The sequence below is a fragment of the Microbacterium sp. Cr-K20 genome, from assembly GCF_000708325.1.
GTDB lineage: Bacteria > Actinomycetota > Actinomycetes > Actinomycetales > Microbacteriaceae > Microbacterium.
On record NZ_JARE01000075.1, the window covers coordinates 19,398 to 39,791 of the forward strand.

A 20,394-nucleotide genomic window follows, 5' to 3' on the forward strand; every position below is an offset into this window, starting at 1 on the left:
CCGCCGATACACCGGCACTCTCGTGCGACAGAGCTCGCGACGGTGTCTGTCTGCTTTCTATCGTCGTATAAGCGCGGATCTACAGCGTTCGCCGGTGACGCATTCCGCACGGAGGACGAGATGACCGCATTCCCCGAGTGGACGCAGGACCTGTCCCGCGTGCTGAAGCACGCGACGCCCATGATGCTGGCGCAGGTCATCCCTCTCGGCACGTCGTTCATCCTGCTGGCGGTGGCTCTCGCGACAGGAAGAACCGACTTCGCCGCCATCATCGGCACGACGGCGACCATCAGCGGGCTCGGCACGCTCATCAACGTCGGCGTGGGGATCGGCACTCTGCGTGACCTGGGCCAGGCCCGCACCGATCCCGTCCGGATCGCGGATGCCATCGCCGGCAACCTTCGCCTCGCCTCGGCGGTGTCTGTCATCGTCGTCGCGATCAGCGCCGCAGCGGGCGTCGCACTCACCTATGCCTCACCCTCCGGCTCGGTCCTCGCGGTCGCACTGTGGGTGGCGCTGGTCGTGCAGCTTCCGGCGAACATCCTGTCGTCGCATACCAGCGTTCTCGCTGCCGCTTTCCAGCACCTCGGCCGCGAGAAGGACAACCTGACGATCACCCTCACCCGATCGCTGATCGGTCTGGCGCTCGGCCTGGCCGTCGTCCTGCTCATCCCGAGTCCGATCCTCGCCATCGCGCTGCAGTCGGCGCTCGCCTCGCTCATGGTCATCGCCATGCTCTGGGAACGTCGGCGGCGACTGCTCCGAGCCGGAGTGCACGTTCGCATCCTCCGCACCCCCGACTTCGCGCTTCGCCGCATCGGCGACCGCATCCTCAATTCCCTCGACGGCGCGGTCTTCATGGTGCTCTTCATGGTCGCGCAGCTGGTCGCGGCCAGCATCTCCGTCGAGGTCGCCGCCCAGGTCGCCGCCGGCGTCGCGCTCTGCCGCACCATCATCATCCCGCTGAAGATGATCGGTCAGACCGCCGGAAGGATGACCCTGCAGGATCGCGCTCGGGAGCCGAGGTACCGGGTGGCGTCCTACGGCGTCGTCGGCATCTTCGTCGTCCCCCTCGCGCTGTCCCTCATCCTGCTCTCCGCGTTCGGCCTGAGCCCGGTGGGCGATCCGGTGCTGGGGCTCCTCATCGCTCTGCAGCTGCTGCTCGAGCCGTTCTCCGGATCCCTGTTCGCCTACATGAAGGTCACCTTCGGCGCCACAGCCGGACTGCTCGGGCTGATCCTCACCTATCTGGCTCTCGCGCCTGTCGCGCTGCTCATCTGCAGGTTCATAGCCCCGAGCGCGGTAGGCCTGTGGGCCGCTCTGCTTCTCGTCAGGCTCCTCTTCAGCGTCGCGAACCTGGCTGCCCTCCGGACGCTCCTTCGCTCACAGCAGCGCGCGACCACACACCCGAAATGAAGGAGAACTCACGCCGGGAAGGATGCTCTGCAGCATCCGCTCCTTCGTAGCGTGAGTTCTCCTTCAGGACGTGCGACGGGTGCGCGGGTGAAGAGGGAACAACTCAGTCGTCGAGCAGCTCCGCCTCGATCACGTCGTCATCATCGTCGTCCTCGGGCGCGGGCTCGGGCGTCGTCGACGTGAGCACGAGGCCCGCACCGTCGGCACCGACATCCACCCGCACGGTGTCGCCGTCGCGCACACCGCCGGAGAGCAGCGCGGTCGCCAGCTTGTTCTGCACCTCGCTCTGGATGAGGCGGCGCAGCGGCCGCGCACCGAACATCGGGTCGTACCCGCGCTCGGCGAGCCACGACCGGGCATCCGGCGTCACGGCGAGCGTGAGACGGCGGTCCTTCAGGCGGTCGTGCAGCTGGTCGACCGAGAGTTCGACGATCTGCGCGAGGTCGTCTTCGCTCAGGGCCGAGAACATCACGATGTCGTCGAGACGGTTCAGGAACTCCGGACGGAACGCCTGGCGCACGAGCGCCATCACCTGCTCGCGCTTGGCCTCCGGCGACAGCACCGGATCGATCAGGATCGGCGAGCCGAGGTTCGACGTGAGGATCAGGATGACGTTCGAGAAGTCGACCGTGCGACCCTGGCCATCGGTGAGGCGACCGTCGTCGAGCACCTGCAGCAGCACGTCGAACACCTCGGGGTGCGCCTTCTCGACCTCGTCGAGCAGGATCACGCTGTACGGACGACGCCGCACGGCCTCGGTCAGTTGACCGCCCTGCTCGTAGCCGATGTATCCCGGAGGGGCACCGACGAGCCGCGACACCGAGTGCTTCTCGCCGTACTCCGACATGTCGATGCGCACCATGGAGTGCTCGTCGTCGAACAGGAACTCCGCCAGCGCCTTGGCCAGCTCGGTCTTACCGACACCGGTCGGTCCGAGGAACAGGAACGACCCGGTCGGACGCCCGGGGTCGCTGATGCCGGCACGAGAGCGCCGAACAGCATCCGACACCGCCTTGACCGCATCCTTCTGTCCGATCAGGCGCTTGCCGAGCTCACTCTCGAGGTGCAGCAGCTTCTCGCTCTCACCCTGCAGCAGACGACCCACGGGGATGCCTGTCCACGCGGCGATGACCGCGGCGATGTCCTCTTCGGTGACCTGCTCGTTGACCATGCGCGGTTCGGCAGGGGTCGCGGCCTCGGCCTGCTCGGCTTCGGCGATGTCGCGCTCCAGGCGCTTGATGGTCTCGTACTCCAGCTTCGAGGCCTTGGTGTAGTCGGCGTTGCGCATGGCGAGGTCGCGCTGCGTGATCGCGTCGTCGAGCTGCTTCTTGAGCTCGCCGACCCGGTTCAGACCCTGACGCTCACGCGCCCACCGGGCCTCCAGCTCCGCGAGCTCCTTCTCCATGCCGACGAGCTGCTCGCGCAGAGCGCCGAGGCGCTCCTTCGATGCGGCGTCCTTCTCACGCTTGAGGGCCAGCTCCTCCAGCTTCAGCCGGTCGACCTGGCGCTTGAGCTGGTCGATCTCGACCGGCGAGGAGTCGATCTCCATCTTGAGCCGAGACATCGACTCGTCGATCAGGTCGATCGCCTTGTCGGGGAGCTGACGCGCAGGAAGGTACCGGTTCGAGAGCGCGGCAGCGGCGACGAGGGCGCTGTCCGAGATCGTGACTCCGTGGTGCGCCTCGTAGCGCCCCTTGAGCCCGCGGAGGATCGCGATGGTGTCCTCGACCGTGGGCTCGCCGACGTACACCTGCTGGAAGCGACGCTCGAGCGCGGCATCCTTCTCGATGAACTCGCGGTACTCGTTGAGCGTCGTCGCACCGATCAGCCGCAGTTCGCCGCGGGCCAGCATGGGCTTGAGCATGTTGGAGGCCGCGACCGATCCCTCGCCGCCGCCCGCGCCCATCAGCACGTGCAGCTCGTCGATGAACGTGATGACCTGCCCATCGGACTCGGTGATCTCCTTGAGGACCTGCTTCAGCCGCTCCTCGAACTGCCCGCGGTACATGGCGCCGGCCACGAGGGCGGAGATGTCGAGCGTGACCAGCTCCTTGTCCTTGAGCGACTCGGCCACGTCGCCCGCGACGATGCGCTGGGCGAGACCCTCGACGACGGCGGTCTTGCCGACGCCGGGCTCGCCGATCAGCACCGGGTTGTTCTTGGTGCGGCGGGTGAGCACCTGGCTCACGCGACGGATCTCGCTGTCGCGTCCGATCACGGGGTCGAGCTTGCCCTCGCGGGCGCGGTCGGTCAGGTTGATGCCGAACTGCTCGAGGGCGGACTGCTGGTCTTGGTTCTGGTTGCCGGTCTGCGGGGTGGTCATGCGCTCCTCCTGGAGATGCTCCTTCTGGTCGTCTCCCGCCTTCCGGATCGGGAGACGAGGTAAAAGTTGAGTCTTGTTGACTCAAGTTTAGCACTCGCCGAGATTCTGTTCCAGCCCCCGCCTCCCGTCAGCGCTCCTGCGCGACGGCGTCCCAGATCGCGGCCGCGACCGCACGTTTCGACCCGGAGGCCATGCCCGCTTCCCTCCCGCCCGGCCCGAGGATGTGCACGGTGTTCTCGGCCCTCTCGAACCCGCGCTCCCAGCCGACCTCGTTCACCACGAGCAGGTCGACACCCTTGCGCTGCTGCTTGCGGCGAGCGCGGGCGAGGAGTTCCGCCTCATCTTCCGGGGTCTCCGCGGCGAAGGCGATGACGAGCTGCCCGGGCTTCCGCGCCGCCGCGAGTGCGGCGACGATGTCCTCGTTCTCGACCAGCTCGATGGTCGGCACTCCCCCCGCCTCCTTGGAGAGCTTGCGGTCCGAGACCTCCACCGGCCGATAGTCGGCCACGGCCGCCGCCATCACGACCACATCGGCCGCTGCGGCCTCGCGCTTCATCGCTTCGGCGAGCTCGGCGGCCGCACCGACGGAGACGACGCGGATGGACGGATGCCGCGCCTCGGCGATCACGTCACCCGCGATGTTCGCCGCGACCAGGGTCACCTCGGCGCCACGTGCGGCGGCCTCGGCGGCGAGGGCCGCCCCCTGCCTGCCGCTGGACCGGTTGCCGAGGAAGCGTACGGGGTCGATGGGCTCGCGCGTGCCCCCGGCCGAGACGACGACCCGCACCCCGGCGAGGTCGCCGGGGTCCAGCAGCGCTTGGGCTGCCGCGAAGATCTCCTCGGGCTCCGACATCCGCCCTGGTCCGCTGTCGCCGCCCGCGAGCTCGCCGTCGGCCGGGCCGACGATGTGCACGCCGCGCTCCCGCAGCGTCGCGATGTTCGCCTGCGTGGCCCTGTTCCGCCACATCTCGGCGTGCATGGCCGGCGCGATCAGCACCGGAGCCTCGGTGGCGAGCAGGGTCGTGCCCAGGAGGTCGTCGGCGAGACCGGCGGTGATCTTGGCGATCGAGTTCGCGGTCGCCGGCGCCACGATCACGAGCTCGGCGGCCTGGCCGAGTGCGACGTGCCGCACCTTGGCCACGTCGTCGTGCACGCTCGTGGTGACCGGGTGGCGACTGATCGCCTCCCACGTCGGCGGCCCGACGAAGCGCAGCGCATCCTCGGTGGGCACCACGGTCACGTCGTGCCCGCCCTTCGTGAGCAGGCGCACGAGGTGCACCGTCTTGTACGCGGCGATGCCGCCCGTGACTCCGACGACGATGTTCACATCTCGATTCTGCCGCAGCATCCGCCGCCGTGGGGCCGACGTCGTCGCCCTCGACCTAGACTTGGACCCGTGTGCACGGTCGTGATCGATGTCGAGAATGCCGGTGTCGCGAGGCTCTTGGCGGTGCGTGACGAAGACCCGCAGCGGGAATGGGACGCCCTCGGCCCCTGGTGGCCGGAGCGGTATCCGGGCGTTGTCGGCATCCGGGATCGTCGCGCGGGCGGGGCCTGGCTCGCCGCCAACCCCGCGGAACGGCGGCTGGCCGTGCTGCTGAACCGCGCCGACGTGCGCGACCTCCCCGATGCGCACGCCGTCTCCCGCGGATCCCTCGCACTGGAATCGGTCATGGGCCGCTCCCCCGTCGCCCCGCTCCCCATGCACGGCTTCAACCTGCTGGAGGTCGGTCCCGAAGGTGCGCGCGTGCTGTCATGGGACGGCGTCGAGCTGCGCGAGACGCCCATCTGCCCCGGCACGCACATGATCGCGCACGACGACCTCGACGACGAGACGACTCCGCGGATCGAGGCCTGGCTGCCGGAGTTCCGTGCTCTGGGTCCGACGGCCGACAGCCCGGACTGGACGGCCGAATGGACCGCGCTGCTGGCGTCCTCGACCGAACTGCCCCCCGAAGACGACCGCGCGATCATCCGCGACAACCGCCCGCACGGGTACCCCACGCAGTCGCTCCTCTATGCGACGGCATCCGCCACCCCCACAGGGCTCGAGGTGCGCGATCACGCGCTCCCGTCTCCGGCGCACTGGAGCGCCTGAGCGCACGTTCCGCGCATCCTGCGGTGCGGGCAACGCACGCGCCACACCGAGGACTGCGTAGTCATTCTTGGCCTCCGCGCGGTCTAGCATGGGAAGCCCGGCACGGAAGAGGAGGGCCCATGCCGCCGAAGTCCCGCGGTGTGACCAGCGTCGACGTCGCCCGAGCGGCCGGTGTGTCGCAGACGACGGTGTCACGCATCGTCAACGGCCATGAGGGCGTGTCCGAGCGGGTGCGCGCCAAGGTCGAGGCGGCGATCCAGCAGCTCGACTACCGCCCCAACCTCAGCGCCCGAAGCCTCGTCACCAGCCGCACGCAGACGATCGGCGTCGTGCTCGGCGACCCGCGCAACAGCTACTACGCCGAACTGCTGCACACGATCAGCGATGATCTCAATCGCGCCGGATACCGGGCGCTCATCCTCAGCGGTCGCGCCGACACCACCGAAGACCTCGCGCGGACCTTGCGGGAGACGAACGTCGACGGCGTCATCCTCACGACGACGCTGCTCTCCCCCGATGACGAGGGTCGCATCGTGTCGCTCGGCGTCCCCGCGGTGACGATGGGCCCCGGCGCCGTGCCCGACAACGACTCGATCTCGCCCGACAACGTCGACGGGGGTCGCATCGCGGGCCGTCATCTGGCATCCCTCGGGCATCGACGAATCGGAGTGATCGCCGGCCCGCTCGGCACGACCTCCGTCCGCGACCGACACGAGGGGTTCCTCTCGGAGCTCGATGCCGCCGGGGTCGTGTTCGACCCGTCGCTGCTCGACGTCGCCGACCTCGACTACACGAGGGCGTTCGAGGCGGCGACTCGCCTGCTGCAGCTGCCGGAGCCCCCCACCGCGCTCTTCTGCCACAACGACCTCGTGGCCTTCGGCGCCCTGAACGCCGCGAAGGCGCTCGGAATCGGCGTGCCCGACGAGGTGTCGGTGCTCGGGTTCGACGATGTCGCGATGTCGTCGTGGCAGGCCTTCGATCTGACGACGGTGCGCCAGCCGATCCTCGACATGGCGCACGGCGCCGTCGAGCTGCTGCTCGCGCGTCTCGCCGCGCCCGAACAGGACGCCGCGCACGTGCTGCTGCCCTGCTCACTGGTCGAGCGTTCGACCACCAGGGCGCTCTGACCGGAGCGCCCGCTCACGCCGCCGAAGACTCGTCCGACGCGCAGGAGAACCGCGCGCGGTAGGCCGTGGGGGTGAGTCCGAGGACCCGTGCGAAGTTCTGTCGGAGCACCGCCGCCGAGCCGAAGCCGCATTCGTCGGCGATGTGGTCGAGCGGAAGGTCGGTGCGCTCCAGCATCCGCTGCGCGTGGATGATGCGCTGGCGCGCGAGCCACGCGGCGGGCGTCGCCCCGTACTCGGCCTTGAAGCGCCGGGCGAAGGTTCGCGGTGACATCAGTGCCCTGGCCGCGAGCTGATCGACACCGAGGTCGTCGCGGAGGTGCTCGACGGCCCAGTCGGCGACCGCGGCGAGCGAGTCGGTGGCGACCACGGGGATCGGACGGTCGATGAACTGCGCCTGGCCGCCGTCACGCTGCGGCGGCACCACCATGCGGCGCGCGATGCGGTTCGTGAGCTCGGCACCCACCTCCTGCCGGAGCAGGTGCAGGCAGGCGTCGATCCCGGCGGCGGTGCCGGCGCTGGTGATGATCTTCCCGTCCTGCACGAAGAGCACGTCGGGGTCGATGTCGATCTGCGGGTACATGTCGGCCATGACGTGCGCGTACATCCAGTGCGTCGTCGCCCGACGTCCGTCGAGCACGCCGGCGGCGGCGAGAATGAACGACCCGCTGCAGACGCTCATCACCCAGGCGCCGCGGTCGACGGCGTGCCGGGCGACGTCGAGCAGGAGCGGATCGATGTCGCCCCAGCGCTCGCGAGGGAGCGGGCAGAACACCACGAGGTCGGCTTCGTACGCGAAGGCCAGGTCGTGCTCGACGTTGACGGAGAAGCCGATCTTCGACTGCACGACACCCGCGCGCGGGGCGACGATGCGGAAGTCGAAGTTCGGCACGCCGTCGCTGGATCGATCGAGTCCGAACGCCTCGCAGGCGACGCCGAACTCGAACGGCGCGAAGCCATCTTGGATGACGCAGGCCACTGTCTTCATGCACACTCCCGATTGGCAGTTTTCATACGATGGTAGTCGATTCTGCCACTCGTGACAGTTCGGCATCGAACGTAGCGTTTCTGCCATGATACTCGTCATCGCACTCATCGCCCTGGTCGCATGGGCGACTATCGCCACCGTCATCGAACTCCGTCGCGACGGCTACCACCGCACGCCGACGGACTGGAATCGCGTCGGCGGCCGCGACGTCCACCAGAGGGCCGAGTCCGGACACGGCTACCGCTGAACCGCGCTCGACCCCCGGTGTATGGTCGGCTCATGATCCCGCTCGACAGCCTCGTCGCCTTCGCCGTCGCCTCCGTCGTGATCATCGCCATCCCCGGTCCGAGCGTGCTGTTCGTGATCGGCCGCTCTCTCTCGCTCGGTCGCCGTGCCGGCGTGCTCAGCGTCGTCGGCAACGCCCTCGGCACCGTACCGGCCGTTCTCGCCGTGGCCTTCGGGGTCGGCGCCATCGTCGCGTCTTCCGTGGTGGCGTTCACCCTCATCAAGATCGTCGGCGCCGCCTACCTGGTCTGGCTCGGCGTACAGGCGATCCGCCACCGTCACGACCACGTCCCTGATGCGGATCGAGCGCCGGCCTCCGCCGCGAAGCTGCTGCGCCAGGGCTTCATCGTCGGTCTGACCAACCCGAAGACGATCGCGTTCTTCGTGGCCGTGCTCCCGCAGTTCGTCGTCCCGGCGGCCGGCCCGGTCTGGGCCCAGCTTCTTCTGCTCGGTCTCACCTTCCAGACGCTCGCACTGGTCTGCGACAGCGTGTGGGCCCTCGCCGCCGGAACCGCGCGCGCCTGGTTCGCCCGCTCGCCGCGTCGCATGTCGACGCTCTCCGGCACCGGCGGCGTGATGATGATCGGGCTCGGCGGCACGCTGGCCCTGACCGGCGCGAAGAGCTGAATCCCCTCCCCGTGCGAATCGCGGGCGCCACGGCTACGCTCGTCGTCATGAGCGAGCCCCAGCAGCCTCCCGCGCACCTGCCCGCCGATCCGCAATACCCCGGCACGCATACGTTCCCGACCCACGCGTCCAGTGCGCCGCCATCGACCCCCGCTGCTCCCGCTGCTCCCACGCATCCGACCGCCACCCCCGCGCATCCGACGGCCTACCCGACCGCTGCTGCGGCCTACCCGGCCGGGGCTTCGGGCCAGCCCGCGTCGTGGCCGGCCGCGGCGGCAGCTCCCGCCGCCCCGGCCGGCAGCGCGCTCGGGCGGACCGCCTTCGTGATCGCCGTCATCACACTCGCGGTCAATCTCATCTCCTCGATCGTGCGACTCCTGATCTACACGTCGAACTTCGGATACGGATCCGCCTACGCGATCGATGAGGCGATCGGCGTGATCTCCTTCTTCGCCTACCTCGTGGCGCTCGTGCTGGGCATCATCGCCGCGCGTCGCCCGGGTCCGCGCCTTCTCGCCGGCGTCGCGATCGGCATCGCGGGCGCCGGTGCCCTCGGGATGATCTTCAGCTGGGTCGGCATCGCGTTCCTGCGATTCGTCTGATCGCGGGCGCCCCACCTCCCCGCATCAGCGCCGGGCGAGCACCCGCTCGTAGACCTCGACCATGGCGGCCGTGCGCGATGACTGGCGGAATGCCTCGGCGACCTCGGGAACCGGCGTCGGTGCGGTGCCTGCGGCGATGTCGGATGCGGCCAACCGCAGGGTCTCCGTGAGCGCAGCGAGTCGTCGGGCCTCGAGCTCCCGGCCCGATGCGGTGGCGCCGGCATCCGGAACCGCCCACAGCCCCCCGCCGAGCTCCGCCGCGATGTCGGGGTCACAGATCACGGAGGGCGTGCCGAGCGTGGCCGCCTCGAACGGCGTCATCCCCTGGGTCTCGAAGCCGATCGACGTCTGCACGAGCGCGTCGGCGGCGGCGATCCGCTCCAGGGTCTGCGGGTAGGTCAGTCGTCCGGCGAAGCGCACGCCGTCGTGGCCGCGCACGATCTTCTCGGCCGCGGCGCGCTGCCCTCCGCCGCCGATGATCTCGAGTTCCGCGTCGATGCCGGCGGCGACGAACGCGTCGAGGAACGGCAGCAGGCGCTTCTCGGGGCTCATCCGTCCGAGCCAGAGGAAGCGGGGGCGTCCGGGCTCCCGGGCCGCCGGTCGCGCAGCGAGCGTCTGTGCGCGCAGGTCATCGTCGATGCCGTTCCAGATCACGTCGACCCGCGGGAAGACATCGTGCTGCTCGAGGCGTCGCGCGAAATGCGTCGACGGCGCGGTCACGGCGGATGCTCCGGCGGCGAGGCCGCGCAGGAACGCCCAGCCGTCGGCACCCCGCACGGGTTCGCCGATCCCGCGCATCGCGCCGCCGCGCCAGGCGTTCAACACGGCGAGCACGTGGCGGTGCAGCGGAGTGACGGCCGCGATCCCGACATCGACGCGGTTGTGCATGGTGTGCACGACCGGGACGCCGTGACGCTGGGCGTAGCGGTGCCCGATGAACGCGCCCCAGAAGTCGGCCTGCACGTGCACCAGGTCCACCGGCGGGCGGCGGGTCATGGCCTTGTCGAGGAAGCGGTCGGTCGCGCGCCCCGGCCACGTCATCGAGTACTCGCGGTCGAGCGTGATCGGCATCGAGGGCAGGTCGACGTACGCCCCGCCGTGGGTGCCCGTCGACGAGCGCGAGCCGTGCATCTTCGGCGCGACGACCGTGACGGTGTGCCCGGCGCGTTCGAGGAACTCCCGCTGGAGCCGCATCGACACCTGCGCTCCGCCGAGGGAGTCGAGGTGCTGATCGCCGAAGAAGACGATGTGCATGGCGGGCTACTCCGCCGCTGACGCGTCGCGGCGCCGTGATCCGAGGGGGACACTGTGCATAGCGGGCTACTCGCTACTCGGGCAGCGGCTCGTCGCGGTACAGCGCCTCGAAGGTGTCGAGGGTGCGGTTGATGTCGTGGATCGCGACACCGTCGAGCGATGCGCGCTGCATCCGCTCGTACTCCGCAGGTTCCGCGGTGAGCACATCGGTCAGGCGGGCGGCGAGCTCATCGACGTTGCCCGGCTCGAACAGGTAGCCGTTCTCGCCGTCGTGCACGAGGTGCGGGAGGGCGACGGCATCCGCCGCGACGATCGGCAGCGCCGACGCCATGGCCTCCATGGTCGCGATGGACTGCAGCTCGGCGATCGACGCGATCACGAAAAGACTCGCCCGGGACAGCAGCGCCCGGAGCTCCTCGTCGGTGGTGCGCCCGTGGAACGTGACCCGGTCGGCGAGACCGAGCTGCGCGGCCAGGTGCTCCAGCTGCTTGCGCTGGTCGCCGCCGCCGACGATGTCGAACGTGGTCTCGAGCGCCGGGTCGAGCTTCGTCATCGCCTTGAGGATGACCTCGACCTGCTTCTCGGCGGTGAGTCGGCCGACGAAGACGATGCGGTTCTTGTCGCGCGAGGCGATCACCGGCGTGTACTGCGTGCGGTCGATGCCGCAGCTCACCGGGATCACGCCTTGGACCTCGACGGTCTTCTCGAGGAAGTCGGCGGCGCGACGCGTCGGGGTCGTGATCGCACGAGTCAGGTCGAACGTGCGCTTGGCATCGGCCCAGGCGAACTTCAGGACCAGGTCATCGATGAACTTCGGCATGGTCGTGTGATCGAGGATGTTCTCGGCCATGACGTGGTTGGTGGCGACGACCGGGATGCCGCGCTCATGGGCGACGTAGGCGAGGCCGCGGCCGATCACGATGTGCGACTGGATGTGCACGATGTCCGGCTGCACCCGGTCGATGACCTGGCGGGCGTAGTGCTTCGAGCGCCAGGGCCACACGAACCGCAGCCAGTCGTGGGGAGCCCAGCGCACCGACGGCAGCCGGTGCAGGGTCATCGGCTCACCCTCGATGACCTCGGTGCGCGGCTGCGCGCGACGGTAGGCCTGGTTCGGGGCGACGACGTGCACGTCGTGTCCGCGCTGCACGAGACCGGCGGCGAGGCGCTCGGCGAAGCGTGCGGCGCCGTTGATGTCGGGGGCGAACGTGTCGCAGCCGATCACGATCTTCAACGGGCGGGGCGCGGGTTCGGCGGCGGGGCCGCTCGACGGATCGATCGGATCGTCGGAGGGAGTCACAGACATGCAGCCTTACGATGTGGCGGCCAAGGGAAAGCCCTGGTCGGGCGCTGGCCACTCTACCCGAGCGCCCTGCGCGGACGGCCGAGGCGTACCGGGCATCCCTCAGCCTCAGCCGTTAGCGTGGAGCCATGCGACTGACTGCCGACGCCGATCCCCAGCTGTGGATTCCCGTGACGGACTCGCTCGGATGGAGGGGCCGCCGGCACCGCAAGGCGGCGATCCGGATGCTGCTGGGCCAGGTCAATGCGGCCGTCGGCGCGACCGAGCGCCCCGGATCGCGGTTCGGCGCGTGGGCGATGAGTCAGGCGGCGCCGATGCTGATGAAGCGGGCGGACGGCCGCGTGCTGGTGTGGACCTGGAAGGCCGAACCGGAGCTGATCGTGGCGATGGCGACCGCGCAGGTCCTGACGCCTGACGTGCGGATCGCCCGAGCCTCGATGCCGATGGACTACGACGACACGGAGTCCTTCCCCACCCGGCTCGGTGTGGGCGAGAAGCTGCTCGTGCCGATGCCGCCCTCGCCGGCGTCGCCGCCCTTCGCGACCTACACCTGGGACACGGGTACGCATCTGGTGACGCTGACCGCGGTGTGCAGCGACAAGGAGCGGTTCGGCACGCTGGTCGGCGCGCTCGATGAGCTGGCGCGCAGCATCCGTATCGCCGACGACCTCGCCGGCGGAGAGTCCCCCGACGGGCTGCGACTCGATCCCGCCTGAGCAGCCCTCGAGGCGGCACGCCGCTCAGCCGAGCCCGCGCTCCGCGAGCCACTCCTTCGCCACCCCGGCGGGTGCCCGCACCAGCCAGGCATCGGTGACGATCTCGTCCAGGCGATCGCGGTCGACGGCGTCGAGGCGAACGAGCAGCCCGGGGTAGCCGTCGAAGTGCGGGATCGTGAAGAGCACGTCGGGTTCGGCGGCGAGCAGGGCCTCCTTCTCCTCGAGGTCGGCGACGCGCACGGCGAGCACCTCTCCCGCTGGCCACTCACGCCCGAGGTCGGAGAGCTGCCGCAGGTCGGTCGCGCTCGGGCCGCGGAGCCAGGCGAACTGCCCGCTCTTGACGCGCCACGCGGCCTCGCCGGTGTGGCCGCTCACCACCTCTTCAACTCCGGGGAGCGCAAGGGCGATCGCCCGCACGTCGTCGATGCTCGCCATCCCGCCATCGTCGCGCACCCGCCCGGCGACCACAACGGGCCCGGCGACCTCGACGGGAACCGAGCCTCAGCGCACGATGCGCAGCGTGCGCACCTCGAACGGCCGCAGTCGCAGCTCGCCGCCGACCCGCGCGTCATCGATGTCGTCCTCGATCAGGCTCACCTCGCGCACCTCTCGGTGCTCGAAGCCGACCGCCAGCTCGCCGACCGCACGGCGCCCGAGCGCCTCGTACACCCGCACGATCACGTCGCCGGAACCGTCGTCGGCGAGCTTGACCGCCGACACCACGATGCCGTCTCCCTGCACCGACACGAGCGGTTCGACCTCACGCGCACCACGCACGACGCTCGGAAGCGCGTTGATCCTGATGCCCTCGGCTGTCGCGACCGCGGCATCCGCTCCGATCACGAAACCGACCTCGATCTCGTGGTGGCCGTGGTCGGTGTCGGGGTCGGGGAAGCGCGGGGCCCGCAGCAGCGACAGCCGCACCGTCGTCGTCACCGCGTCGTCGGACACCTCCCGCGAAGTGTCGTACCCGTAGATCGAGTCGTTGACGAGGGCGACGCCGAAGTCCTGCTCGCGCACGAGCACGAAGCGGTGCATCGACGTCTCGAACTTCGCCGCCTCCCAGCTGGTGTTCGTGTGCGTGACCCGCGACTGATAGCCGAACTGGGTCTCGGCGTCGGTGTGCGCGGCCTGGATGTCGAGCGGGAACGCGAGCTTGAGCAGCTTCTCGGTCTCGTGCCAGTCGATCTCGTTGCGCAGCAGCACGGTGCGCGACTCGGGGTGGAGGATGATCGTCTGCTCGATCGTGGACTCCGAGAACGGACGCACGACCACGATCCGCGCGGCCCTGCCGATCATCGACGCCTCGATCGACGTGACCGCGGTGAGGTCGTCGACGCTGTTGCGGTAGTACCGGTCGATGTCCCACGCGTCCCACATGTTCGGGAAGTCCTGGTGCAGCTGGAACAGGTTCGCGGACTTGCCCTCGGCCACCGCCTCCCGACCGCTGGCCTTGTCGATGGCGGACACGATCAGGCCCTCGGCCGACACCAGCACGGAGACGAGCTCGTTCTCGAGTCGCCACCCGCCGTTCTCCTCGGTGAGTGAGACCGGCGCCGCGGTCGGTTCGGCGACGAACGCCGCCCCGAGCGCACGTCCGCGCCCGACCGATGTCGGCTCGAACTGCAGCTCGCGGTCGCCCTCGCCGGCGAGCGAACGGCGAGCGGCGAGGGAGATGTCCTCGGCATCCGACAGCACGTCGCTCAGCACGGAGACCGCCTCCCGATGCACCCACGCGATCGAGGTGCCGGGCAGGATGTCGTGGAACTCATGCAGCAGCACGGCCTGCCACAGCCGGTCGAATTCGGCCTGCGGATACGCGGCGCCGGTGCGCACCGCATCCGTCGCGGCCCACAGCTCGGCCTCGATCAGCGCGTGCTCGGCCCAGCGGTGCAGCGCCTTCGTGGCGTGCTGGCTGGTGAGCGTTCCGCGGTGCAGCTCGAGATACAGCTCACCGACCCAGACCGCTGGATGCGGCAGCTCGGCCTTGGCGGCGTCGAAGAAGACGTCCGGGTGCTCCCACACGACCTGTGCACTGCCCTCGAGGTCGCGCAGGCGCTCGGCCTTGCCCGTCATCTCGCGGGTCGTGCCGCCGCCGCCGTCGCCCCAGCCGACCGGGGCGATCGACCGCGAGCTGAGTCGGTTCTCCTTGAACTGGCGCGAGGCCTTCGCGACCTCCATGCCGCTCAGCTGCGAGTTGTAGGTGTCCATCGACGGGAAGTGCGTGAACACCTGCGAGCCGTCGATGCCCTCCCAGAGGAACGAGTGATGCGGGAAGACGTTCTGCTGGTTCCACGAGATCTTCTGCGTGAAGAACCACTCGAACCCGGCACGGCGCATCAGCTGCGGCAGGGCGGGCGAGTACCCGAAGCTGTCCGGCAACCAGACGCCCTTCGACCGGATGCCGAACTCGCGCTCGAAGAACCGCTGCCCGTGCGAGAACTGCCGCACCAGCGACTCGCCCGTCGGCATCACGGTGTCGGACTCGACCCACATGCCGCCCAGCGGCAGGAAGCGTCCGGCGGCGACCGCGGCCTTGACCCGCTCCCACACCTCGGGGCGGTGCTCCTTGATCCAGGCGTACTGCTGCGCACTGGACATGCCGTACTGGAACTCGGGCTGCTCCTCGATGAGCGTCGTCATCGAGGAGGTGGTGCGTGCGACCTTGCGGATCGTCTCGCGCACGGGCCAGAGCCACGCGGAATCGATGTGCGCGTGGCCGACGGCCGAGATGCGGTGCGCACTGGCCTCGGCGGGCGCGGCGAGCACGTCGGCGAGGCGGGCGCGGGCGTCGGAGGCCGTCGCGACGATGTGCTGCAGGTCGAGCACGTCGAGCGCGTCGTCCATGGCCTGCAGGATGCGCATCCGCCGCGGCGAGGTCGCCGGCAGCTCGGCCTGCAGCTCGAAGAGCACCTCGAGGTCGAGCGACAGGTCGAAGACCTCCGGCTCGAACACCGCGAGGTCCATCCGACGCGCGCGGTACAGCGGCTCCTTCGAGGAGGTGAGGATGTCACCCTCCTGCGTCGGCAGGAAGGGGTGATAGTCCAGCAGCACCGGGTTGGATGCCGCCTCGAGGTACAGCTCCACGGGTTCGTCACCCGCGGCGGTCTCGGTGATGGGCACCCACTGGTTGCGCGGGTTGATGCTCTTCACCGGGATCGGGTCGGACCCTGCGGCGCTGCGACGGTACGCGAGCGCCTCGCACTGGAAGCCCGTCATGTTCACGTCGAATCCGAGGTCGATGAGCGCCTCGACGCGGCGTCCGGCCCATTCGGCGGGCACGCGCCCGGTGAGCTTGAACCAGGTGGTGCCCCAGGCGGGACCCCAGGGGGCTCCGACGACGCCGGGCTCGAAGGCGAGGGCGAGCCCCTCGGCGGGCGCGATCGGCTCGCCGGGCAGTTCGTGGATCGCGACGTCCAGCGGCACGGACGCCGAGTGGATGGCCGGGCGGATGCGCTCCTCGAGGACCCGCTTGACGCGGCCGACGGTGAGCGAGGTGTCGTCATGCATGGGAATCTCCGGGCTCGACGGTGAGTGCTGGTCCGCGGCGCGACAGGCGACGCCGTGTTGATGCTATCGGATTTACTAAAACGATCTAGTAACCAAGTCTAAACACATCGTCACTTCTTCCGCGAGATGGAGATCGGTTCCGTCCTCGGCGGCCCCTCAGGACCGTTCCGTCATAGTGACGAGCGCGACGATCACGTAGAGGACCACGCTCGGGAGGACGGCGACGATCGGGTTCGCTGAGTCCGCCAGGACGCCGACGAGAATCGCCGCGGCGCCGGCGGTGAAGGAGCTGAGAAGCGAAACGACCGAGGTGGCGCCCGCGCGCTGGTCGTCGGACACGACCGCCTGGAATTCGGCCTGGCAATACACGCTGATCGCGATGTGAAGGAGGACATGAATCCCGAAGCAGAGAACGATGAGCACGACAGGAGCGAAACCGGCGAAACCGAAGATGGCGGCAATGTTCGCCGCGACGAGCACGTAGAAGAACTTGCGATCGATCCGACGGTTCCCGACCAGTTGCCCGCCCAGGACACCAGCGATCTTCATCACCGCGAACCCCGCAAGAACCGCGAAGATACCGGTGCTCCCCAGGCGAAGTTGCCAGAGAAGGAAGGGCGCGACGAGTGCAGCATCCGCTGCAATCGACAGCCACGCGCGTGGATGCCTGGCGATTGCGCCCAGCCCGATCAGATAGGACCTCAGCGGCTCCAGGTGTCGCCGACTTGACGTTCGATCCTTCGGCCGCCAGAGGAAGAAGCAGAGTCCCGCGATACCCATGAACAGGGCCCCCAAGCCCCAGATGAGTCGCGGCTCCCTGAGAAAGCCGAGGAGCCCGATCCCACCGCCGAGGAGCGAGGCCGCCGATCCGAGAACCGCAACGAGACCGATGATCTTGCGACGATCATGGGCACCCACATCGCCGATCCTGTTCAAGATGAATGCGATCGAGGTCCCGCTCATGGCCGCCGCGCCGATTCCGGCGATGGCTTCGGCAGCGAAATCAGACCAAGCCCCGAAGGCTAGGAAGAAGAGAACGAGACCAACGAAACGGAGACCGTTGCCCATCTGAATGGCGGCCCAGTGCGATCTGCGATCGAAGATCATGGCCGATGGAAGCTCTGCCACGGCGACGCTGATATTGAAAGTCGCTGTCAGGGCACCGATTGCGACGACGGCGTATCCGCGATCGTGGAAATAGAAGTTGTCGAAAGCACTGAAGCATCCGACCCCGATCCCGCTGATCGCGAGGAATACCCAGATTCCAAGACCCGTCTTCCTGACCATCACATGAAGAGAGGGCCGGTGTAGGTGACTCGCCGGGCGGCCACGCCGCCGTGCGACAGCTGACCACATGGGGGGAACTCGGCCTGCGCAGGCTCGTGTGGGGCGCTCATGTATCTCCTTGCAAAGCGGGGGCCAGAGCCAGGGTTATCGCGCCGCCTGCGGAGGGGCAAGGGTAGAGCATCGGCATTCCGATATGAGAGATCCGGTTCGCGTTTGCCGCCGAACCCCAGGATCGTGCCCGCGCGACCGACCGCTTTAAACGCATCGTCACTTCTTCCGCGAGACTAAATCGATCAAGTATGGTGAGGGACTATGACCCCGGCGAAACGCGTCACCATCGCCGACATCGCGCGCATGGCAGGGGTCTCTCCCGGTGCCGTCTCCTTCGCGCTGAACGGCCGCCCCGGCGTGAGCGACGAGACCAGGCAGCGCATCCTCAGCGTCGTCGAAGAGAACGGCTGGCAGCCGAGCTCGGCGGCTCGAGCGCTGGTCGGAGCGCGCGCCAACACCGTCGGCTTCGCCCTCGCCCGCCCGGCACGGTCGCTGGGATCCGAGGCGTTCTTCACCGACCTCATCGCGGGCATCGAGTCACGGCTGTCGGAGAGCAAGGTCAGCCTGCAGCTCCGCCTCGTCAGCGACATCGCCGAGGAGATGGAAGTGCACCGACAGTGGCGCTCCTCCAACCAGGTCGACGGTTTCATCTTCATCGACCCCCGCGAGGACGATCCCCGCGTCGGGCGCATCGAAGCCCTCGACGCCCGGGCCGTGATGATCGGTTCCGAGCCCTCGCCGGAGGGCTCCGTGCCGAGCGTCTGGATCGGCGACGACACGGTGGCCGAGACGCTCTTCTCCTACCTGGCCGCCCTCGGGCACACCCGCATCGCCTACGTCGCCGGCCCGGCCGAACTCGAGCACACGCGCCTGCGTGCCGAGGTGCTCGGGCGCATGAGGACCGACGGCGTCGAGGGCGTGGTCATCATCACGGACTTCTCGCCCGCACGCGCATCGGCGGTCACGCGCTCGCTGCTCTCCGGTCGGCAGCAGCCGACCGCGATCGTCTACGACAACGACGTGATGGCGGTCGCAGGTCTCCGCGTCGCCCAGGAGATGGGCCGTGCCGTGCCGCGCGACGTCTCCCTCGCCTCGTTCGACGACTCCGTCATCGCCGGACTGATCAACCCGTCGATCACGGCGATGACCCGAGACACCTTCGAACTCGGCGAGCGCGCAGCGACCCTGCTGCTGCAGCAGATCGAGGCGGGAGTGAACCTGCCCAGCGTCGAGGGTCCGACGCCGGTGCTCACGGCACGCGAGAGCACCGCTCCGCCCGCGCGCCTCGCCTGAACGACCTCGTCCGGCCCGAACCGCGATCGCGGTCAGCTCTGGACGACGGTGTTGACCGATCCGTAGGGGTCGACCACGTCGGCCGAGAGGTCGGGACGGATGAGACGACGGATTCCTCGCGCGTCGAGCGCTACGGGGTCGAGCGCGTCGCGCGATGTGACCAGTGCGGGATCGAGGCCCGCGGCGCAGGCATCGACCCAGGCCTGGAACACCGCCCCGCCCGGGCTCAGCGCCGCCCGACTCACGGGAACCTCGCGCTCGTCCACGTCCACCACGATCGCCGTGTCCCTCACAGGCGGCGCGACGCGCTGTCGCAGTTCGGGGATGAGTTCGGCGAGACGCCGGCCGATGGGCTTCGCCGCACCGTCCTGACCGATGAGTCCGAGGGTGTATTCCAGCTCGGGGAAGTCACCGAGGTCGCGGCTGACGTCATGCGAACACCACCAGGTGACGCCCCAGAGGTTCTCGGTGCGGGCCGCGGAGCGCACGGTCGCCTCCAGGAAGCCCGGCATCTCGTCGTCGGTGAGGCAGTTCGACGGAGCACCCACCTCCTGCAGCCACACCACCCGGTCGGGATCCGTCGCGAAGGCGCGGGAGAGCTCGATCAGGTACTCGGCGTGACGATCGGAGGCGACGGAGCGACCGCCGTAGCGCTGGGCGGTGCCGTTGAAGATCCAGGAGTGGATCGTGGTCATCGCGCCCAGTCGAGAGGCGTGGGCCGGCGTGAAGCCGTGGCCGTCCATGTACCAGACGGCGTCGTACTCGCTGTGGACATGCGGGATCCCCGGCGCCGCGGCCTCCGCCGCCGCCAGCAGGGTCGAGATCCAGCCGCCGGCTTCGTCCTGCGTGACCGGCCATGGCGACGGGTGCGTGTGCGCGGAGAACTGGTTCGTCTCGTTGCCGAGCGTCAGGCCGAGGAAGTTCGGTGCGTCGCTCAACGCCCGACCGAGTCGGTCGACGAGCGCGACCTGACCCTCGAGCGCCCGTGGATCGGTGAACATGTTCTTGTCGTGCCACGTGTACAGCCACGAGGGGACGAAGTCGAAGCTCGAGAGGTGCCCCTGGACCACATCGATGCCCGCATCCATGCCGAACTCGCCGGCGATGTCGACGACGGCACGGACGTCGTCGATGGCCTTCTCCCGGATGAGCGTGCGGTTCGGCTGCAGCACGGTCCACAGTGGGAAGACCCTGACGTGATCGAGCCCGAGCTCCGCGAGAGCCGCGAAGTCCCGGCGCACGTCGTCGGGGGTGAAGTCGAGCCAGGAGTGCATCCAGTTCTTCGACGGCGTGTAGTTCGCCCCGAACCTCAGAGGAGCATCGAGGGCGCCGCGCTGCGTCATGTGTCAGACCTTTCGGACGTGCCCTTCGAGGAGGGCGGAGTTCGCACCACTATAACGCTTGAGCAACGAACGGTGCGCACTCCTGCACTTGCAGGCAATACGTCGCCGGACGAGTGCCTTGACAGGGAGGAAATCGGATGGTTTCATCTGCTAAAGCGCTGTAGTCCTCTTTCT

Annotated in this window: 17 protein-coding genes; 8 read left to right on the forward strand and 9 right to left on the reverse strand. The window is 69.0% G+C overall.

The window, feature by feature from the left end:
- The first annotated feature begins 120 nt into the window (after nt 1-120).
- Nucleotides 121-1,416, forward strand: a complete 1,296-nt coding sequence (locus GZ67_RS0117730) for a hypothetical protein (protein WP_029262808.1) — start codon at nt 121-123, stop codon at nt 1,414-1,416.
- Between the two features lie 103 nt (nt 1,417-1,519).
- Here GZ67_RS0117730 and GZ67_RS0117735 read toward each other — a convergent pair whose 3' ends face one another.
- Nucleotides 1,520-3,739: an ATP-dependent Clp protease ATP-binding subunit gene (locus GZ67_RS0117735; protein WP_081860045.1), complete on the reverse strand. Its 2,220-nt coding sequence runs from the start codon at nt 3,737-3,739 to the stop codon at nt 1,520-1,522.
- Between the two features lie 127 nt (nt 3,740-3,866).
- The gene (gene coaBC, locus GZ67_RS0117740; protein WP_029262806.1) at nt 3,867-5,066 is read right to left on the reverse strand and encodes a bifunctional phosphopantothenoylcysteine decarboxylase/phosphopantothenate--cysteine ligase CoaBC; all 1,200 of its coding nucleotides are present in this window, start codon (nt 5,064-5,066) and stop codon (nt 3,867-3,869) included.
- A gap of 69 nt (nt 5,067-5,135) precedes the next feature.
- Here coaBC and GZ67_RS0117745 point away from each other — a divergent pair, with 69 nt between their 5' ends.
- Both GZ67_RS0117745 and GZ67_RS0117750 read left to right on the forward strand, forming a co-directional pair.
- Nucleotides 5,136-5,837, forward strand: coding sequence for an NRDE family protein (locus tag GZ67_RS0117745; protein ID WP_029262805.1), 702 nt, complete (start codon nt 5,136-5,138; stop codon nt 5,835-5,837).
- A 119-nt stretch (nt 5,838-5,956) separates the two neighbouring features.
- Complete coding sequence (locus GZ67_RS0117750) at nt 5,957-6,964, forward strand: LacI family DNA-binding transcriptional regulator (RefSeq protein ID WP_029262804.1); 1,008 nt, start codon at nt 5,957-5,959, stop codon at nt 6,962-6,964.
- A gap of 13 nt (nt 6,965-6,977) precedes the next feature.
- Here GZ67_RS0117750 and GZ67_RS0117755 read toward each other — a convergent pair whose 3' ends face one another.
- Nucleotides 6,978-7,949, reverse strand: a complete 972-nt coding sequence (locus GZ67_RS0117755; RefSeq protein ID WP_029262803.1) for a GlxA family transcriptional regulator — start codon at nt 7,947-7,949, stop codon at nt 6,978-6,980.
- A gap of 85 nt (nt 7,950-8,034) precedes the next feature.
- On the opposite strand from GZ67_RS0117755, the gene GZ67_RS20920 reads away from it, so the two are divergent.
- The 3 genes from GZ67_RS20920 to GZ67_RS20280 are packed head-to-tail and all read left to right on the forward strand — an operon-like array spanning nt 8,035 to nt 9,463.
- Nucleotides 8,035-8,196, forward strand: a complete 162-nt coding sequence (locus GZ67_RS20920) for a hypothetical protein (RefSeq protein ID WP_168380810.1) — start codon at nt 8,035-8,037, stop codon at nt 8,194-8,196.
- Between the two features lie 32 nt (nt 8,197-8,228).
- Nucleotides 8,229-8,861: a LysE family translocator gene (locus GZ67_RS0117765; protein WP_029262802.1), complete on the forward strand. Its 633-nt coding sequence runs from the start codon at nt 8,229-8,231 to the stop codon at nt 8,859-8,861.
- Between the two features lie 47 nt (nt 8,862-8,908).
- Nucleotides 8,909-9,463: a hypothetical protein gene (locus GZ67_RS20280; RefSeq protein ID WP_136025671.1), complete on the forward strand. Its 555-nt coding sequence runs from the start codon at nt 8,909-8,911 to the stop codon at nt 9,461-9,463.
- A 24-nt stretch (nt 9,464-9,487) separates the two neighbouring features.
- On the opposite strand, the gene GZ67_RS0117775 is transcribed toward GZ67_RS20280, so the two are convergent.
- Both GZ67_RS0117775 and GZ67_RS0117780 read right to left on the reverse strand, forming a co-directional pair.
- Complete coding sequence (locus GZ67_RS0117775; RefSeq protein WP_029261116.1) at nt 9,488-10,717, reverse strand: glycosyltransferase; 1,230 nt, start codon at nt 10,715-10,717, stop codon at nt 9,488-9,490.
- Between the two features lie 73 nt (nt 10,718-10,790).
- Complete coding sequence (locus tag GZ67_RS0117780; RefSeq protein WP_029261117.1) at nt 10,791-12,023, reverse strand: glycosyltransferase; 1,233 nt, start codon at nt 12,021-12,023, stop codon at nt 10,791-10,793.
- Nucleotides 12,024-12,148: 125 nt separating this feature from the next.
- On the opposite strand from GZ67_RS0117780, the gene GZ67_RS0117785 reads away from it, so the two are divergent.
- A complete protein-coding gene (locus GZ67_RS0117785) occupies nt 12,149-12,736 on the forward strand; it encodes a hypothetical protein (RefSeq protein WP_029261118.1) in 588 nt (195 codons plus the stop codon).
- A 24-nt stretch (nt 12,737-12,760) separates the two neighbouring features.
- On the opposite strand, the gene GZ67_RS0117790 is transcribed toward GZ67_RS0117785, so the two are convergent.
- The 3 genes from GZ67_RS0117790 to GZ67_RS0117800 form a co-directional block, all read right to left on the reverse strand.
- A complete protein-coding gene (locus GZ67_RS0117790; RefSeq protein ID WP_029261119.1) occupies nt 12,761-13,171 on the reverse strand; it encodes an MmcQ/YjbR family DNA-binding protein in 411 nt (136 codons plus the stop codon).
- A 66-nt stretch (nt 13,172-13,237) separates the two neighbouring features.
- Nucleotides 13,238-16,246: an alpha-mannosidase gene (locus GZ67_RS0117795; protein ID WP_029261120.1), complete on the reverse strand. Its 3,009-nt coding sequence runs from the start codon at nt 16,244-16,246 to the stop codon at nt 13,238-13,240.
- A 156-nt stretch (nt 16,247-16,402) separates the two neighbouring features.
- Nucleotides 16,403-17,533 carry an MFS transporter gene (locus GZ67_RS0117800; protein WP_029261121.1) on the reverse strand — a complete coding sequence of 377 codons (1,131 nt, stop codon included), beginning with the start codon at nt 17,531-17,533 and terminating at the stop codon, nt 16,403-16,405.
- Between the two features lie 312 nt (nt 17,534-17,845).
- Between GZ67_RS0117800 and GZ67_RS0117810 the strand changes: the two genes are divergently transcribed.
- On the forward strand, nt 17,846-18,877 hold the full coding sequence (locus GZ67_RS0117810; protein WP_029261122.1) for a LacI family DNA-binding transcriptional regulator: 1,032 nt from the start codon (nt 17,846-17,848) through the stop codon (nt 18,875-18,877).
- 32 nt (nt 18,878-18,909) lie between these two features.
- On the opposite strand, the gene GZ67_RS0117815 is transcribed toward GZ67_RS0117810, so the two are convergent.
- The gene (locus tag GZ67_RS0117815; protein WP_029261123.1) at nt 18,910-20,220 is read right to left on the reverse strand and encodes a glycoside hydrolase 5 family protein; all 1,311 of its coding nucleotides are present in this window, start codon (nt 20,218-20,220) and stop codon (nt 18,910-18,912) included.
- Between the last annotated feature and the right edge of the window lie 174 nt (nt 20,221-20,394).

What these genes read in the sequence shown, in the direction of transcription:
- GZ67_RS0117815 (WP_029261123.1), bottom strand. Translation starts at nt 20,220, where the DNA reads ATGACGCAGCGCGGCGCCCTCGATGCTCCTCTGAGGTTCGGGGCGAAC.
- GZ67_RS0117790 (WP_029261119.1), bottom strand. Translation starts at nt 13,171, where the DNA reads ATGGCGAGCATCGACGACGTGCGGGCGATCGCCCTTGCGCTCCCCGGA.
- GZ67_RS0117765 (WP_029262802.1), top strand. Translation starts at nt 8,229, where the DNA reads ATGATCCCGCTCGACAGCCTCGTCGCCTTCGCCGTCGCCTCCGTCGTG.
- GZ67_RS0117780 (WP_029261117.1), bottom strand. Translation starts at nt 12,023, where the DNA reads ATGTCTGTGACTCCCTCCGACGATCCGATCGATCCGTCGAGCGGCCCC.
- GZ67_RS0117730 (WP_029262808.1), top strand. Translation starts at nt 121, where the DNA reads ATGACCGCATTCCCCGAGTGGACGCAGGACCTGTCCCGCGTGCTGAAG.
- GZ67_RS0117800 (WP_029261121.1), bottom strand. Translation starts at nt 17,533, where the DNA reads ATGGTCAGGAAGACGGGTCTTGGAATCTGGGTATTCCTCGCGATCAGC.
- GZ67_RS0117785 (WP_029261118.1), top strand. Translation starts at nt 12,149, where the DNA reads ATGCGACTGACTGCCGACGCCGATCCCCAGCTGTGGATTCCCGTGACG.
- GZ67_RS0117795 (WP_029261120.1), bottom strand. Translation starts at nt 16,246, where the DNA reads ATGCATGACGACACCTCGCTCACCGTCGGCCGCGTCAAGCGGGTCCTC.
- GZ67_RS0117810 (WP_029261122.1), top strand. Translation starts at nt 17,846, where the DNA reads ATGACCCCGGCGAAACGCGTCACCATCGCCGACATCGCGCGCATGGCA.
- GZ67_RS20280 (WP_136025671.1), top strand. Translation starts at nt 8,909, where the DNA reads ATGAGCGAGCCCCAGCAGCCTCCCGCGCACCTGCCCGCCGATCCGCAA.
- GZ67_RS0117750 (WP_029262804.1), top strand. Translation starts at nt 5,957, where the DNA reads ATGCCGCCGAAGTCCCGCGGTGTGACCAGCGTCGACGTCGCCCGAGCG.
- GZ67_RS0117735 (WP_081860045.1), bottom strand. Translation starts at nt 3,739, where the DNA reads ATGACCACCCCGCAGACCGGCAACCAGAACCAAGACCAGCAGTCCGCC.
- GZ67_RS20920 (WP_168380810.1), top strand. Translation starts at nt 8,035, where the DNA reads ATGATACTCGTCATCGCACTCATCGCCCTGGTCGCATGGGCGACTATC.
- GZ67_RS0117775 (WP_029261116.1), bottom strand. Translation starts at nt 10,717, where the DNA reads ATGCACATCGTCTTCTTCGGCGATCAGCACCTCGACTCCCTCGGCGGA.
- GZ67_RS0117755 (WP_029262803.1), bottom strand. Translation starts at nt 7,949, where the DNA reads ATGAAGACAGTGGCCTGCGTCATCCAAGATGGCTTCGCGCCGTTCGAG.